We start from the raw sequence: 16,017 nt of genomic DNA, 5'->3' as shown, positions 1-16,017 counted from the left end.
TCATTCTACCCACCAACGTTTGAAATCTCCCCACCAAGAATGTTTCTCTTCCTGTATGCCTTGTTGATTCTGTACCTGACGAGTCTTCTCATCTTCTCCAGAATCCGAATCATCCGTTGTGCCATGGCATACCTCTGTCGGTTCAGTACCATCAATAAAAACTTCCAATCGTTTCTCTTCACAACCGTTGCCTGCCAGCTTGCCGGATTCCGGATCAATATAGACACTTACGACATGATCAGGCACGGTGAAGATTTTGGGTGGTACGCTCGCAAGGGCCTGTTCTGTGAACTGGGCAAAGATCGGCGCTGCCCGGCGGCCATCCGAAGTGGAGATGGCTTTGCCTTGGTCGTACCCAACCCATACCGCAGTGGAGAGCTCCGGTGTGAATCCAACGAGCCAGGCATCCGTGTTGGTTGTTCCCGTTTTTCCCGCAACCGGGCGTTTGATCGCCTTAGACACCCGGTTGCCCGTTCCTCCATTTTCGAAGACACTTTCCATTAAACGAGTCAGTACATAAGCTGCCGCAGGTTCCACAACGGTCTCAGCCTTCGTCTGAGGCGATTCATAGAGCACACGTCCTGCGGCATCTGTCACTTGTAGAATGGCTACAGGTGGCGTCCGTTGTCCACCAGCAGCAATGACGGAAAAGGCCGATGCCATCTCCAGCGGGCTGACAGGTGACGTTCCCAGTGCAAGAGAAGGTACGGCGCTCAGGTTGCTTGTAATGCCAAGGTTTTTTGCCATACTCACAACCTCCTCAGGACCGATCTGCATAATGGTGTTCACCGCATAAATATTGTCTGAAGCGGCGATCGCCTGTCTTAGATCAATCTCACCCAGATACTTGTCTCCAAAGTTGCCGGGTTTATAGGTTTTGCGGTCATTGTCATAGTGAAAAAGGGTAGGTTCACTGTTAAATATGGATGCACTGGTGAGTTGCTTGGATTCCAGGGCTGCCAGATACATAATCGGTTTAAACGCCGAACCTGGCTGGCGCGTTGTCGCTAGAACATGGTTAATCTGATTGGTACGGTAATTCTTGCCGCCTACCATGGCTTTGATGTAGCCCGTACGAGGGTCGATGGACACGAGGGCCGTCTCCAGCTCACTTTTGGCATCCATACCCTTCGCTATGGCGTCTTCCGCTGCTTTTTGTACACGCAGATCCAGGGTGGTGTAGATATTCAATCCCCCATGATCCAGCATCGCTTCGCTGATTCCCAACTCTTTGATGGCCAGATTCCGGATATAGTCACGGAAATACGGGGCGCTTTCCACCGTTTTACGCTCGCTCTCCGGTTTGAACGAAAGCATTTTCTCATAGGCCTTATCCGCTTCGGCCTGGGTGATCTTGCCGATATCAGCCATGGCATTCAGCACAATCTTCTGTCGGTCTTTGGCATTCTTCATATGGTTATAGGGTGAATAGTAGGTAGGTCCTTTCGGGATTCCTGCCAGCATGGCACTCTCTGCAAGATCCAGCTGTTTCGCTGATTTGCCAAAATACATTCGTGAAGCCGCTTCGATTCCGTACGCACCATGCCCATAATAGATTTCGTTCAGATACATCTGCAAAATTTCATCCTTGCTGTATTTCATCTCCAATTGCGCCGTGTACATGGCTTCCTTGGCTTTGCGAGTCCATGTTTTCTCATGAGATAGATACAGGTTACGCGCAAGCTGTTGAGTCAATGTACTTGCACCTTGCGACATCTGCATATGTTCGAGGTTAACGAGCACAGCCCGTCCCATCCCTTGCACGTCGAACCCGTAGTGATTATAGAATTTGCGGTCCTCTACAGCCAGAGTGGCATGGACCAAATCTGGAGCGATATCCTCCAGTTGAACGGGTACAGAGTCTTTGCCACCTGCGGAGAAGGTAGCGATGACTTCACCCTGACTGTCCAGTAATCTGGAATTCCGATCAGAGTCTGCTAGGGGAAGGCTGGTTGCGTATAGATAGACCAATCCTGCAACGGTAGCAAGTATGGCGAGCACGGCGAGCAGAGACAGGTTTTTAAACAATTTACGTACACGGAACCCGCGTTTGCGGGTCTTTTGATTTGGCTTGGTCATGGAACGGGCTCCTCTCTTTTCTTCCAGTATGGGACTTGATTGGCAGGGATATTCAATCGGGTGCATAAGCAAACAAAATGTAGCATTTTCGCCTTAAAAACCGTTTTGCAGTATAAACGTCAATCGCGTATAATGCAAAAGGGTAATGAAAAGGTAAGATTCGGCACAAGATACTAAAGCGCGTAAGGACGAACAGACGAATGGTCATTGATTCATTGATTAGTCAGACGCTCTGCACGCTCTGGTCAATTTAATCTATATAATGAAGTGAACCGCGGACCTTTCCCGCAGGCCAGCAATGATAACGCGATATGGCGCCGAACGCTGGACGTGCTTGGGCGAACCGATTATAGTGCACAGCACTTGGTCGGGTATGGCTGATCATTAACTTTACGGAAAGAAGGTAGAGATTATGGAATTGTGGTTTACGGAGAAACAGACCCCGGTATTCGGGATCACCGCGAAGATTAAGCAGACCTATGTTACAGAGAAAACGGATTTTCAAGATTTGGCCATGGTAGAGACCGAAGAATTCGGTAACATGTTGCTTCTTGATGGCATGGTGATGACGACTGTAAAAGACGAATTCGTATATCACGAAATGGCGGCACACCCTGCGCTGAACACTCACCCGAATCCGAAAAAAGTTCTGGTTGTCGGTGGCGGCGATGGCGGAGTCATTCGTGAAGTCATTAAACATGATGCTGTAGAAAAAGCAGTTCTCGTCGAAATTGACGGTAAAGTTATTGAATACTCCAAAAAATATTTGCCTGAAATCGCCGGCAAGTTGGACGAGCCTAATGTTGAAGTGCTCGTAAACGACGGCTACATGCATATTATTGAACATAAAAATGAATACGATGTGATCATCGTAGACTCTACGGAGCCTGTAGGCCCGGCTGCGCCATTGTTTGAGCGTGGGTTCTACCAAGGCATCTACGAAGCATTGAAAGAAGACGGAATCTTCGTTGCCCAAACGGACAACCCTTGGTTCAAGGCGGATCTGATCCAGAAGGTGAACAAAGACGTCAAAGAAATCTTCCCGATCGTACATGTGTACGGCTGTAATATTCCAACCTATCCAAGTGGTTTGTGGACATTCACCATGGGTAGCAAGAAACATGACCCGCTTGAAGTGGATGAGACTCAAATCCCGGAGATAGATACCAAGTATTACTCTCCGCGTCTGCACAAAGCAGCATTTGTACTTCCTAAATTCGTGGAAGATTTAACGAAATAAAAGGGGAAATCATTAATGAAACTGGATCAAGCTTATTCAGGAAACGTATTTATTTGCAGCTCTGAGGATTATGAGAACTCCAAAGCAGTTATCTATGGCATGCCGATGGATTACACCGTCAGCTTCCGTCCGGGTTCCCGTTTCGGCCCATCTCATATCCGTCAGGCATCGGTTGGACTTGAAGAGTACAGCCCATATCTCGACAAAAGCATTGTAGACATGACATACTTTGACGCTGGAGACCTGCTCTTGCCTTTCGGTAACGCGGGACGCAGCCTTGAAGTAATTCATGAATACATCGGCAGTCTGCTCGCTGACGACAAATTCCCAGTTGGTCTCGGTGGCGAGCATCTGGTTACTTGGCCAGTCATCCAACAGATGTATAAGAAATACCCGGATCTTATTCTGATTCATATTGATGCACACGCAGACCTTCGTGAAAACTATGAAGGCGAGCCATTGTCCCACTCCACGCCAGTGCGTAAAGCAGCTGAGTTGATGGGTGGCAAAAACATCTATCAGTTCGGTATCCGTTCCGGTTCCCGTGAGGAGTTCCAGTATGGTCGCGAGAACATCAACTTCTATCCATTTGAAGTGGCAGCTCCGATGAAGGAAGCTCTTCCGAAGATGGGCAACCGTCCGGTGTATGTGACCATCGACATCGATGTGCTTGATCCGTCAGCAGCGCCAGGAACAGGTACAGCAGAAGCGGGCGGCATTACGTCCAAGGAACTGCTGGAAGCCATTCATATGATCGCAGGATCTGATGTAAATGTAGTTGGTTGTGACTTGGTTGAAGTTGCACCAATCTATGATCCAACACAACAGACACAGATTGTAGCTGCGAAGCTGATCCGTGAAATGCTGCTTGGATTCGTGAAATAATCACAGAATAATCGATAAGTATAACGCTCTCTGTCTGCGCGGGTTCAACTTTGCGCAGGGGAGGGCGTTTTGTATTGTTAACTTTTGTACAGAGCTGTGCTATACTGACTACATAAGTATTCAGTAGTATATTAATTGATATATTACATTCGTGAAGTATATGGTGATCGGGTTCGGTCATATACTAAAAAGAGCCTTTACCGCTGCCAACGGTAAAGACTCTTAGGACCCGAAAGGCTGTGGATTGCCACGGCGCGCATGAACTAAATAATGCTATTCAAGCAAAACCCACCGTCAGGCTTCCGACCTTATGAGGTGGGTTTTCGCTTGCTACGAAACTTTTTGCGCAACCAACGGTAAAGCTTTCGCCCACTCAGTACAATACTGAGGATCGCAGCAATCCATCGGATTACATCAAGCAACGCCACAAGTTTGACCATCGACGTCACCCCCTTTCGGGAAGCTGCGCCATGGTCTGGAAAACATCCACCGATATTCAAAAGTCCATAACATTAATTATAGCACGTATGTTCCCTTGCCTCTACCATTTATTTCATGTGTTAGTATGGACTCTCCTCTTACGCAGATATCGTGCCTTGGTATGACTCTATCTTAATATTTGTGTATAATATGGAAATAGAGGAAGGGCAAGGTGGATGTGAATGCGTGTGATTCGGACTCAATTGAGTATGTATCCCAAGTGGCTGACTGCAGTTTTTATAGTGTTTGTCATCAATTTTGTATTAGCAGTGACGATATTTCTCAACTTTACGTTGATGGTGGCTGATCTGGCTATGCTTTTTGCTGCATATAGTATTCGGGAATATAAATACAACAAAATATATTTTAGTTTATGTCTTTTATTAAGTATCAGTTTTGTTATCCTTGCTGTGGTGACGTATCCCATTTAATTTAGAGTACACAATGTTTGGTGATGAACCACCCTTGCCTACATGATCCAATCATGGGTAAAGGTGGTTTTTTTCTTGCGAAATTGTCATCAGGGTTAATCAGATTGTTACGTTAGAACCATCAAATTTGGGTAAAACCATAGAAGGAGGTGTTACGATGACAACCAAGAGTACAATGACATGGAAACGGATTGGTGCACTCGCATTATCGTTAACGCTGGCTTGGGGGATGGGTCCGGTACATACGCTATCAGGTGCTAACGCTGCATCTTCACATGCATGTGGAAAGGGAGATCATGGACTATCTGCTACATTAAAAAAGGGCAGCGGTGTGGAAGAGCAACACCTGCAATTTACGGACATTGATTTTCTTAATGATACGACTGGACGAGCTGGGGGTGAGGGCTTCCTGATCGGTACCTCGAATGCAGGATGTACGTGGCAGTCCATATATACCGGGCAATGGCAATTCACACAGCTTGATTTTCCGAATAATGTGAACGGATATGCGCTGGCGCGAGTGAAGGATTCGCCTGCAACCTATCTGATCCGTACCCATGATGGGGGATCGCACTGGACGCGGCTCGATACGCCGGGCATTCAATTCAAACGAATTGATTTTCGCAATAAAGATGTAGGTTATGGTTACACCTATAATGGTGCATATCAGACGAAGGATGGCGGGGTAACCTGGAGTAAAATGAATACACCTGCCAACACGCGTGCAGCTACCTTTGCAACAGAGAAACAAGGGTATGCCGTCGTGGTTGTACCTGGTTCGGGATATCATCTGAAGCAAACGAGTGATGGCGGCAAGAACTGGACAACCTCTCTTCGAGTTGTCTCAGACACATGGAGCGGAGGGGATCTGTATGCACATGGCCAGCAAGTATGGGCCCTTTTGTATGGTGATGCAGGCATGTCCCAACAATCGTACTCCCTCTATGCGAGCGGTAATCAAGGCAAGAACTGGACCCAAGTATTTGCACAATCCACAGCAGGGGGAGGTCCTGCACCGGGTACAAACAGTACGGGCAAAGGAAACGGACCAGCCAACCCGGGTGGTCATCCCGGCAACATGGCGTTGATTGGTAATCAGACGGCGTATCTGTCTGCAGGTTCACCCGCAGCTGGCAAAGTGGGTATTGGACGTTCTTATGATACAGGTTCCACGTGGAAAAATATTGACCTGAGAGATCCGGGATACAGTTCCCGTATCTCGTTCCCATCGGCCAAGACGGGTTGGCTCGTAGTCACAAGTGATAACTCTCCTGCCATCTATCAGACTATAGATGGTGGAACGACGTGGACACAAAAAATGTTGTTGCCTTCAGAGCAGGATTAAGTAGCCTGTTATTCTGAAATAATAAACGGGCAAATCCAAATTAGAAATGTATAAAAATCAATTTGGTAAGTCTCTGTATGAATTTCTATAATAAACAAGCCTCTTCCTAATCAATTACACAGGAAGAGGCTTGTTTGTGTAGAAATAAAAACGGTTGAAACCTACTCTAAAACGAGTTATTGTAAGCGATAACAATACATTATATGGAGGTTGAAATCATGGTTAATGTTATTTTAAAGGCAGATTCGGATCAAGGATTAATAAATCGCAATATATATGGTCACTTTTCCGAACACTTGGGACGTTGTATTTATGAGGGGTTGTGGGTAGGAGAAGATTCACCTATTCCGAATACGGATGGGATTCGAAATGATGTATTGACGGCCTTGCAGAAGCTTAATATTCCAGTACTTCGCTGGCCAGGCGGTTGTTTTGCCGATGAATATCACTGGAAAGATGGTGTAGGTCCGAAGAGTGAGCGTGCTCGTATGATCAATACACACTGGGGCGGTGTGGAAGAGAACAATCACTTTGGTACACATGAATTCTTGAGATTATGTGAGTTGCTCGGCACGGAGCCATACATCAGTGGCAACCTGGGTAGCGGTACAGTGCAGGAGATGCAGGAATGGGTGGAGTACATCACATTTGACGGCGAATCCCCGATGGCGAACTGGCGTAAGAGTAATGGTAGGGAAGAACCGTGGAAAATGAAGTATTTTGGCGTGGGAAATGAGAACTGGGGATGCGGCGGCAATATGCGTCCTGAATATTATGCGGATGAATATCGTCGGTATGCTACATATGTACGTAACTATTCCGGGAACGAGATTTATAAAATCGCTTGTGGGCCCAACGAAGGCAACTATGAATGGATGGAAGTCCTGATGCGGGAGGCTGCTCGCTTTATGGATGGAATCAGTCTTCATTATTACACCATCCCTACAGGAGAGTGGAACGATAAAGGCGCAGCTACAGGATTTGGTGAGGCTGAATGGTTCACCACCTTGAAAAAGACGCTCCATATGGATGAATTACTGGTGAAGCACTCCGAGATTATGGACAAATATGATCCAGAGGGCAGAGTCGGCATTATTGTGGATGAATGGGGCACGTGGTATAACGTTGAGCCGGGAACCAATCCAGGGTTCCTGTATCAACAGAATACGATGCGGGACGCTGTGCTTGCAGGTGTTAACCTGAATATTTTCAACCAACATAATAAACGGGTACACATGGCAAATCTTGCGCAGATCGTCAATGTGCTTCAATCGCTTGTGCTCACGGAAGGGGACAAAATGCTCCTGACCCCTACGTACCATGTATTTGATATGTATCAGGTCCATATGGATGCACAGCGACTGGATTTGAATTATGAAAGCCCAGGATACACATTCGGAGAAGAGACCATTCCGCAGCTCAGCTTATCAGCTTCCCGCAACAAGGATGGGGTCATTCATGTGACAGCTTGTAATCTGAGTCACACGGATGAGTTGGAAGTTGTGTGTCAGCTGGACGCAGCTCAAGCGGCTAAAGTAAACGGGCAGATTCTGCACCATACTGATTTTGGTGCATTTAATACCTTTGAACAGCCGAATCATGTTCAGCCTGTGGCGTGGGATGGAATCACACTGGAGAATAACACACTGCGTTTTGTCCTTCCACCAGCATCGGTTGGGGTGCTCGCTGTCGAGGGTTAATGCATGAAAAGGCAGGAACCTTGCAAAGGCTGTAATGATCAGTACGATGTGAAGATTAGCGATGCCAAAATGGCCAGACTTGTGGAGATTGCCTCACGTTCGCGTCCGACGGTACAGGATGAGGAATATGAACGTCGGCTATCCATCTGCTCTGCTTGTCCGGGATTGCAATATGGCACAACTTGTCGGCATTGTGGTTGTCTCGTACAGGTGCGAGCGAAGCTGAGTGAGTCGACATGTCCTTTTCCTTATGAATCCCAATGGGCCTGATCGGAGGAACGAATCTTATTATAATGAAGCAAAAGGGAGTTGCACTTTACCGGTGCGGCTCTTCTTTTTTGGCTTGATGAGGAAAAAACTCTGAATTTGGATTTGAATTGAGCGAGGGAACTGGATATAGTTATACAGTAGAGTGTAGGATAGCGAGCTATCCGGGAATATGAGCGCGTATAGCGACACAACAATACGGGAAGGGCTGTTCTCACCAGCCGTGCCTGATTTTGCGTCGCCTCGAATATAATGGAGGTTAACATTCATGTCGAACATGCGACCGGTACACATCCGGCTGCACAGCCGTTATGAAGGTGAAGATGTGCTGCAGGAAATGCAGGGTGAAGCCGTGTTAAAAGGGTCTGTTCTTTATGTTCGTTATGAAGAACCGCAGGTTGGACCTGAGGGAGGTACAACCCGTACAACATTGAAGCTGGGCGGACAATCCATCAAGATTATACGTCATGGTGAGGTGGAATCGGAGCAGACTTTTGAGTTGAATCGGAAGCTTCCTGGTTTCTACCGATCACCATACATGTCGTTTGCCCTGTCCACGCATACACAGAAGCTGGAACTTTCCATTCAGGGATTGAGCGCACGCGCAGCGTGGAGCTACGACTTTTACCGCTTTGATGAAGAATCTGGACATTTCGCGATTAGTTTGCATATACAGGAGGAACCAATTTCATGACACGTAATCCACTAGATACGATTAACGAACGGGTAAGTACGGCCATCGGCAACGCCATTGTGACGGCCGGAATTGTTACGCAGGACGAATTGCCAGCCATCACATTGGAAGTGCCGCGTGAGAAGACACACGGAGACTTGGCGACCAATGCTGCCATGCAGCTGACCAAGATTGCCAAGCGCAATCCTCGTCAGATTGCTGAAGAGATCATTGCCAATCTGAATCTGGCTGAAGCAGGAATCGAGAAGGCTGAGATTGCGGGCCCAGGATTCATTAACTTCAAATTGGACAAGAGTTACCTTTATCCAGTACTTGCGCTTGTGCAGGAGCAGGGTGAAGATTACGGAAGAATTAACATCGGAGAAGGACGCAAAGTCGAGATGGAGTTTGTCAGTGCCAACCCGACAGGCAGTCTGCATCTGGGCCATGCCCGTGGAGCAGCTGTAGGTGATGCGCTATGTAACATCCTTGACTACGCAGGATATGATGTAACCCGTGAATACTACATTAATGACGCAGGTAATCAGGTGTTTAATCTGGCTCGTTCCATTGAAGCTCGTTATCTTCAAGAGCTGGGTCAGGATGCTGAGATGCCTGAAGACGGTTATCACGGTGAAGATATTAAAGGATTCGCCAAGCAGCTTGTTGCTGAAAAGGGTGACGAATTGCTGTCCATGCATCCGGGTGACCGTGCGGCTTATTTCCGTGACTTTGGTCTGGAGAAGGAACTGGACAAGATCAAACGTGACTTGAATCGCTTCCGTGTTAACTTTGACATCTGGTTCAGCGAAACTTCCCTGTACGATAACGGAGAAGTGCTGCGAGTGCTTGATGAATTGCGTGACCGTAATGAGATCTATGAGCAAGATGGAGCAACTTGGTTGAAAACGATGCAGTACGGTGACGACAAAGAACGTGTATTGATCAAGAACGATGGCACGTATACTTACCTGACGCCAGATATTGCTTATCACCGCGACAAATATGCTCGTGGATACGACACGATGATCAACATCTGGGGTGCCGATCACCATGGATATATTCCACGGATGAAAGCCGCGATGCAAGCACTGGGTAATGACCCTGAGAAACTGGTGGTCTTGATTGCACAGATGGTGAGCTTGTTCCAGAACGGTGAAAAAGTGAAGATGTCCAAGCGTACAGGTAAAGCTGTAACGATGGAAGATCTGATGGATGAAGTCGGCATTGATGCCATCCGTTACTTCTTCACAATGCGCAGCATGGACTCCCATCTGGACTTTGACATGGACCTTGCGATTTCGACATCCAATGAGAATCCGGTATTCTACGTACAATACGCGCATGCCCGTGTATGTAGCGTATACCGTCAGGCTGAAGAACAAGGTATTGAACTGTTGCCACTGGCACAGATTGACCTGTCCAAGCTGACAACAGAGCACGAGTATGACCTTCTCCGCAAAATGGGAGAGTTGCCTGAGGAAATCTCGGCAGCAGCAACAGGATATGCGCCTCATCGTATCATCCGTTATGTATACGAGTTGGCATCCCTGTTCCACAGCTACTATCGTGCAGAACGTGTCATTACGGAAGACACGCAGCAAACTCAAGCACGTCTGGCACTGATCGGTGCTGTACGTACCGTTATCGCAACAGCGCTTCGTCTGGTAGGCGTAACCGCTCCTGACAAAATGTAAATTCCAGGCTAGCGGCACATCCGCCGCTCTGCCTAACAAAAAAGTCTCCAAGTCCACGTTGCAACTGCAACGTGGTACATGGAGACTTTTTTTATTGTGTACCCGGAGTTGAAGAAAACGAAATGCCTGACCCATCCAAGGCACACTAGCCTGCTCTGACATCACAGTGGGCGTAACCTAGAGTTTCAGCCGCTACGTAATACTCCCTCGTGCGTACTGCCTGGTCCGGGCTACTGCGTTTCGCCACGAAGCCTCAATCAAGTTCGGCTGACGGCTGACAGAGCTGGCTCACTCCCCGCCCTCCTGCATTAGCTTCAGGGCATCAATCTCACCACCACGCACCTTGCTCTTTGCTGTGGTAGTCTTGCGAGCACGCAAAGGGATCGTAGCACGTTTGACGAGTGTCTTGATTTCACTAGGGGATAACCCCGGATGTTTGGAGAGTAGCAAGGCGATAGCGCCACTCACATGGGACGTCGCCATGGATGTGCCGCTCATCTCGTGATGCTTTCCTTGTACCCAGGAGGAGACAATTTTATCACCGGGTGCATAGACATCCACATATGCGCCACGATTGCTGAAGGACGCAATACGTCTGTTTTTGTCGGTTGCCCCAACAGATATGGTCTGGGGATACCGTGCAGGGTAATCAATACTGCGGCGTTTGCCGTCATTTCCTGACGAAGCAACAATAACGATTCCAGCATGGTATGCACGATTGACAACGTCAAGAAGCGCCTTGCTGCGTGTTTTCATGCCGAAGCTCATATTGATGATATCGACCTTGTTGCGCACACACCAGTCGATGCCAAGTACAATATCGGATACATAAGCCGATCCGTTGTGGTCAAATGCTTTCACCGGATAGATCAGGGAGCGTGGAGCTACACCAATCATGCCTGCGGTACTGTTGGCAGCAGCGATAGTCCCTGCTATGTGGGTGCCGTGTCCGTTATCATCATGAGGAAGCAGGCTGCGGTTTAACAGATTGATTCCGCGTGCCAGGGAATAACGAAGATCAGGATGGTGATAATCAGCACCTGTATCAATCACACCGATTTTAATCCGGTGTCCGGTAGACACAGACCATACTTTGGGCGCCCGAATCTGCTTCACTCCCCAGGGTATGCCTTGAGCATTGCTTGGTTTGCTGTGGAGTGCGTTGGCATGAAGGGAGATGGGAACGTCTTCTTCAATCGTAATTTCATCCCCATAGCGGTATAGGTCCTCCGGGCGTTGGACTGGAGCGATAATGGAACGAGCTAGTCGCGAGGAACGGACAGCCCCAAGGTCGGTGAATTCATTCCGCATTCGGGACAATTCTACGAGACAGGCCTCGTACTGCTGCGGTTTGGCAAATCGGATCAAATATCGCCCTCCCTGTTCTGGTTCAGGGCGTCGCATTCCGTCAATCAATTGATGCAATAAACCAGTATAGTCCATAATGGGCAGCCCCCTTCGGGATGAACATGCTGAGGTATTCTATGAATGCGCTCATCCCGCCGCATGGGGAACTTGCCCTTTTTTTACAAAAACACATTCTCTTCGTGTCAAAACGGGCGCAGGGACATATGATGGATGGAGAGCTAGAGGGCTCTTGCGGGGAACCTGGTGAGGAGTAATCCTCCAAGGGTATACAGTCAGAAGGCGGAGGGGACTCCGTCTTTTTTATTATGGAGTTGTCTCTTTGGCAAAGAGGATATTCCTGTGGGTTTGATGTCACTTCACGTTTAATATGTGGACATATTGTTGCTGCTCTCCGCATTTGCGTCACATCCGTACATAAAAACTTGCTTTTTAACGCTAAATAGGTTTTACTTAGGTTTGTTAATGGATATGTTATACGTAACAGTCCAGTTCGTAGGGGTTAAAAAGTGAATTTTGTGTGAGAGGAAGTGTCTGCAGTGAGTACCTCGCTCAATTTGAAAATTGATAAAGAAAAGGTAAAAGAGATCCCTTTGGTGGACCTTGCCTTTATGGTGCTGAAAGCGGCTAATACGCCGTATTACTATCGTGACTTAATGAATGAGGTAGCGAAGCAGCGCGGAATGACTGATGAAGAAATCAACGAGTTTATCGCCCAGCTATATACCGAGATTAATATCGATGGCCGTTTTGCTTGCGTCGGTACAAGTCTGTGGGGCTTAAAGCGCTGGTATCCGGTAGCTGGAACAGAAGATTCCATGACGGGTGCGAAGCGTCCGCGTATCATCAACGATGAAGACGATGATCTGGAAGATGAAGACTTCGGTGAAGAAGAAGACAGCTATAGCAGCGATGAAGGCTTCGACAGCACGGATAAAGACGAAGAAGAAGACGAAGAAGAGGAAGAAGAAGACGACATCTTTGACGAAGAAGACAGCGAAGAAGAAGTGCTGGTTGAAGATGACGATCTGGAAGATGAAGACCTCGAAGAAGACGAAGAAGAGTCCGAAAACGAGGATGAATTTGACGACGATTCTGATAATCGGTAGTCATTTTTGACGTCTATAATTTACCCGTTTCCCCGGAATAGTCAGCCTTGACAGCAGACGGGGTAACGGGTAAACTATTGCATGGGCTTATGAATGAGCGACAATATATTTATGTTTTTTATAGAAGGTGCCCCGTCCTGCGGGAGTACTTTTTTTTGTATTTTTAGAGGCATAATTTTGCAAAATGATTTTTTTCCGTATGCTCCCGGCCAACATTTCGTGGCCCGTTTTTGTATATCAAAAACACCAAATGGAATGAAGGCCATCGGAATATTTGCACCATTTTTTGCTGTAGAACAACGTGTATTTAAACCGTCTTCGCAGAAAGAGCAGTTCGCAGATGCAGGGAATTTCTGCCATTGCTCTTTTTAACGATGATTACCTGGGAAACAGGTTACGATAACACCATATATCGCCTGAATTTCTGTACTTATATTAGGAGGGTAATAACAGTGACAAAGTATATTTTCGTGACGGGCGGAGTTGTGTCCTCCCTGGGCAAAGGGATTACGGCTGCTTCTCTGGGCAGATTGCTGAAAAACAGAGGGCTTAAGGTAACGATCCAGAAATTTGATCCATATATTAACATCGACCCGGGAACAATGAGTCCTTATCAGCACGGCGAGGTTTTTGTAACGGATGATGGCGCGGAAACGGATCTGGACCTTGGCCACTATGAACGTTTTATTGATATCAATCTCTCCAAAAACAGCAACGTCACGACTGGTAAAGTATACTCTTCCGTCATCAGCAAAGAGCGGCGCGGGGAATATCTGGGCGGAACGGTACAAGTTATTCCACACATTACGAACGAGATCAAAGAGCGTGTATTCCGCGCTGGACGTGAAGCGGGTTCGGATGTGGTTATTACGGAAATTGGTGGAACAGTGGGCGACATTGAGAGTTTGCCTTTCCTGGAAGCTATCCGTCAGATCAAGAGTGATGTAGGTCGCGACAATGTGATGTACATCCACGTAACACTTATTCCTTATATCAAAGCAGCTGGTGAAGTGAAAACAAAACCAACGCAACATAGTGTTAAGGAATTACGCAGCATCGGTATTCAACCGAATGTGATTGTATGCCGTACGGAGTATGAATTGTCTAAAGACATGAAAGCCAAGATCGCTCTCTTCTGCGACATTGATGAGAATGCCGTGGTTGAATGTCGTGACGCAGACACGTTGTATCAAGTACCTTTGAACCTGCGTGAAGAAGGCCTGGATGAGATCGTGGTAAATCACCTGAAACTGACTACTCCTGCACCGGATATGAGCGAGTGGGAAGGGCTGGTTGACCGGATCAACAAGTTGGAGCATACAGTTGAGATCGCTATTGTTGGTAAATATGTAGCGTTGCATGATGCATACCTGAGTGTTGTTGAGTCGTTGTCTCATGCAGGATTTGCATCCAATGCTGATGTGAAAATTCGCTGGGTTCCTTCTGAAGATATTACGGATGAGAATGTAGGCGACTTGTTACATGGTATTGGGGGTATCCTTGTTCCTGGTGGATTCGGAGATCGTGGTATTGAAGGTAAAGTATCGGCAATCCGTTATGCTCGTGAGAAACAAATTCCGTTCTTCGGTATTTGCCTGGGTATGCAGGTTTCCGTTATTGAGTATGCACGTTCCATCGTTGGCTTGAATGGTGCGAACAGTTCCGAAATTAATCCGGCTACGGAATTCCCTGTGATTGACCTGTTGCCTGAGCAAAAAGATATCGAGAATCTGGGTGGCACGATGCGTCTGGGTCTGTATCCTTGTAAGCTTCAGGAAGGTTCTTTGGCGATGGCTTGTTATGATGACGAGCTGGTGTATGAGAGACACCGTCACCGGTATGAGTTCAACAATGAATACCGTGAAACGATCGAAAAAGCAGGACTGGTTATCTCGGGTACATCCCCGGATGGACGTCTGGTTGAGATCGTGGAACTTCCAGGACACCCATGGTTCCTGGCGGTACAATTCCATCCGGAATTCACTTCCCGTCCGAACCGTCCGCAACCATTGTTCCGTGATTTTGTAAAAGCTTCTCTGGAGAATGCGCAGAAGTGATACATGGTTTTATTCTTTAACGTAATAGATATTGGGGATGTTCCTGGCAACCATAGCGGATGCCGGAACATCCTTTTTTTTTGCGTAAAAAGTGGGTGGAAATGCTTTTTGTCATTTTGTGAAGGTAGCAGGATTTTAATGGAAGAGGTAGAATACTTATCATGACGACTATGGGATAGTTATCCAGATTCGAAGGTGTGCATGCTTTCCTAATTCTAGGAGGTTACAGAGTGGAAGATAAAAAAGTTTTGATTGTTGATGACCAGAATGGTATTCGAATCCTGTTAATGGAAGTGTTCAGCAGTGAGGGGTATAACACGTTTCAAGCACCCAACGGCAAGGTTGCTCTGGAGATTGTGAATAATGACAAGCCTGACCTGGTATTGCTCGATATGAAGATTCCTGGGATGGACGGTCTGGAAATCCTGAAGCATATTAAAGAAATTGATCCGGGTATCAAGGTGATCATGATGACCGCTTATGGTGAACTGGACATGATTAAGGAAGCCACGGATCTCGGAGCGCTCATGCACTTTACGAAACCGTTTGATATCGACGAGATGCGAGTGGCTGTGAATATGCAACTTCGCAACGGTACCGCCAATAAATGCAGCTGAATCCTGTTGATACAGGATTTTTTTGCGTGTGGAGAACATACAAGGTACTTGGTGGGAAAATGAGGTATTTCA

Annotated in this window: 14 protein-coding genes; 11 read left to right on the top strand and 3 right to left on the bottom strand. The window is 47.2% G+C overall.

Annotated features, from left to right (window positions below):
• Positions 1-2,079, bottom strand: a complete 2,079-nt coding sequence (locus MHI01_RS18155) for a transglycosylase domain-containing protein (protein ID WP_340983785.1) — start codon at positions 2,077-2,079, stop codon at positions 1-3.
• Between the two features lie 412 nt (positions 2,080-2,491).
• Between MHI01_RS18155 and speE the strand changes: the two genes are divergently transcribed.
• A complete protein-coding gene (gene speE / locus MHI01_RS18150; protein WP_340983784.1) occupies positions 2,492-3,319 on the top strand; it encodes a polyamine aminopropyltransferase in 828 nt (275 codons plus the stop codon).
• Positions 3,320-3,334: 15 nt separating this feature from the next.
• Positions 3,335-4,204, top strand: a complete 870-nt coding sequence (speB, locus tag MHI01_RS18145) for an agmatinase (protein ID WP_036607280.1) — start codon at positions 3,335-3,337, stop codon at positions 4,202-4,204.
• Positions 4,205-4,512: 308 nt separating this feature from the next.
• On the opposite strand, the gene MHI01_RS18140 is transcribed toward speB, so the two are convergent.
• Entirely contained in the window at positions 4,513-4,644 is a 132-nt protein-coding gene (locus tag MHI01_RS18140; RefSeq protein ID WP_017691304.1) for a hypothetical protein, read from the bottom strand.
• Between the two features lie 628 nt (positions 4,645-5,272).
• On the opposite strand from MHI01_RS18140, the gene MHI01_RS18135 reads away from it, so the two are divergent.
• The 5 genes from MHI01_RS18135 to argS all read left to right on the top strand — a co-directional run bounded on the left by MHI01_RS18135 (position 5,273) and on the right by argS (position 10,797).
• Entirely contained in the window at positions 5,273-6,460 is a 1,188-nt protein-coding gene (locus tag MHI01_RS18135) for a WD40/YVTN/BNR-like repeat-containing protein (protein WP_340983783.1), read from the top strand.
• 218 nt (positions 6,461-6,678) lie between these two features.
• Positions 6,679-8,160 carry an alpha-N-arabinofuranosidase gene (locus tag MHI01_RS18130; protein WP_340983782.1) on the top strand — a complete coding sequence of 494 codons (1,482 nt, stop codon included), beginning with the start codon at positions 6,679-6,681 and terminating at the stop codon, positions 8,158-8,160.
• 3 nt (positions 8,161-8,163) lie between these two features.
• Positions 8,164-8,430: a DUF6171 family protein gene (locus MHI01_RS18125; protein ID WP_036667692.1), complete on the top strand. Its 267-nt coding sequence runs from the start codon at positions 8,164-8,166 to the stop codon at positions 8,428-8,430.
• A gap of 265 nt (positions 8,431-8,695) precedes the next feature.
• On the top strand, positions 8,696-9,121 hold the full coding sequence (locus MHI01_RS18120; protein ID WP_017691299.1) for a DUF1934 domain-containing protein: 426 nt from the start codon (positions 8,696-8,698) through the stop codon (positions 9,119-9,121).
• Positions 9,118-10,797 carry an arginine--tRNA ligase gene (gene argS / locus MHI01_RS18115; protein ID WP_047841138.1) on the top strand — a complete coding sequence of 560 codons (1,680 nt, stop codon included), beginning with the start codon at positions 9,118-9,120 and terminating at the stop codon, positions 10,795-10,797. The genes MHI01_RS18120 and argS overlap by 4 nt, the downstream gene beginning before the upstream one ends.
• Positions 10,798-11,085: 288 nt before the next feature.
• Here argS and MHI01_RS18110 read toward each other — a convergent pair whose 3' ends face one another.
• Positions 11,086-12,240, bottom strand: a complete 1,155-nt coding sequence (locus MHI01_RS18110; RefSeq protein ID WP_036667694.1) for a S8 family peptidase — start codon at positions 12,238-12,240, stop codon at positions 11,086-11,088.
• A 461-nt stretch (positions 12,241-12,701) separates the two neighbouring features.
• Here MHI01_RS18110 and rpoE point away from each other — a divergent pair, with 461 nt between their 5' ends.
• From rpoE to MHI01_RS18090, 4 genes are all read left to right on the top strand, one after another.
• Positions 12,702-13,271 (top strand): DNA-directed RNA polymerase subunit delta, encoded by a 570-nt coding sequence (rpoE, locus tag MHI01_RS18105; RefSeq protein WP_047841137.1) that lies wholly within the window; start codon positions 12,702-12,704, stop codon positions 13,269-13,271.
• 93 nt (positions 13,272-13,364) lie between these two features.
• Entirely contained in the window at positions 13,365-13,643 is a 279-nt protein-coding gene (locus tag MHI01_RS18100; RefSeq protein WP_165789966.1) for a hypothetical protein, read from the top strand.
• An 80-nt stretch (positions 13,644-13,723) separates the two neighbouring features.
• Positions 13,724-15,328, top strand: a complete 1,605-nt coding sequence (locus MHI01_RS18095) for a CTP synthase (protein WP_100528576.1) — start codon at positions 13,724-13,726, stop codon at positions 15,326-15,328.
• 230 nt (positions 15,329-15,558) lie between these two features.
• Positions 15,559-15,945, top strand: a complete 387-nt coding sequence (locus MHI01_RS18090; protein WP_017691292.1) for a response regulator — start codon at positions 15,559-15,561, stop codon at positions 15,943-15,945.
• Positions 15,946-16,017 lie beyond the last annotated feature (72 nt).

Origin of the sequence: Paenibacillus sp. FSL M7-0656, from assembly GCF_038003225.1 — a bacterium.
Taxonomy (GTDB): domain Bacteria; phylum Bacillota; class Bacilli; order Paenibacillales; family Paenibacillaceae; genus Paenibacillus; species Paenibacillus amylolyticus.
This window is presented reverse-complemented; position numbering and strand designations above follow the sequence as displayed.

Coding starts and splice junctions, on each gene's coding strand:
- MHI01_RS18155 (WP_340983785.1), bottom strand. CDS start 2,079: ATGACCAAGCCAAATCAAAAGACCCGCAAACGCGGGTTCCGTGTACGT.
- MHI01_RS18100 (WP_165789966.1), top strand. CDS start 13,365: ATGAGCGACAATATATTTATGTTTTTTATAGAAGGTGCCCCGTCCTGC.
- MHI01_RS18110 (WP_036667694.1), bottom strand. CDS start 12,240: ATGGACTATACTGGTTTATTGCATCAATTGATTGACGGAATGCGACGC.
- MHI01_RS18125 (WP_036667692.1), top strand. CDS start 8,164: ATGAAAAGGCAGGAACCTTGCAAAGGCTGTAATGATCAGTACGATGTG.
- MHI01_RS18120 (WP_017691299.1), top strand. CDS start 8,696: ATGTCGAACATGCGACCGGTACACATCCGGCTGCACAGCCGTTATGAA.
- speE (WP_340983784.1), top strand. CDS start 2,492: ATGGAATTGTGGTTTACGGAGAAACAGACCCCGGTATTCGGGATCACC.
- speB (WP_036607280.1), top strand. CDS start 3,335: ATGAAACTGGATCAAGCTTATTCAGGAAACGTATTTATTTGCAGCTCT.
- argS (WP_047841138.1), top strand. CDS start 9,118: ATGACACGTAATCCACTAGATACGATTAACGAACGGGTAAGTACGGCC.
- MHI01_RS18140 (WP_017691304.1), bottom strand. CDS start 4,644: ATGGTCAAACTTGTGGCGTTGCTTGATGTAATCCGATGGATTGCTGCG.
- MHI01_RS18135 (WP_340983783.1), top strand. CDS start 5,273: ATGACAACCAAGAGTACAATGACATGGAAACGGATTGGTGCACTCGCA.
- MHI01_RS18130 (WP_340983782.1), top strand. CDS start 6,679: ATGGTTAATGTTATTTTAAAGGCAGATTCGGATCAAGGATTAATAAAT.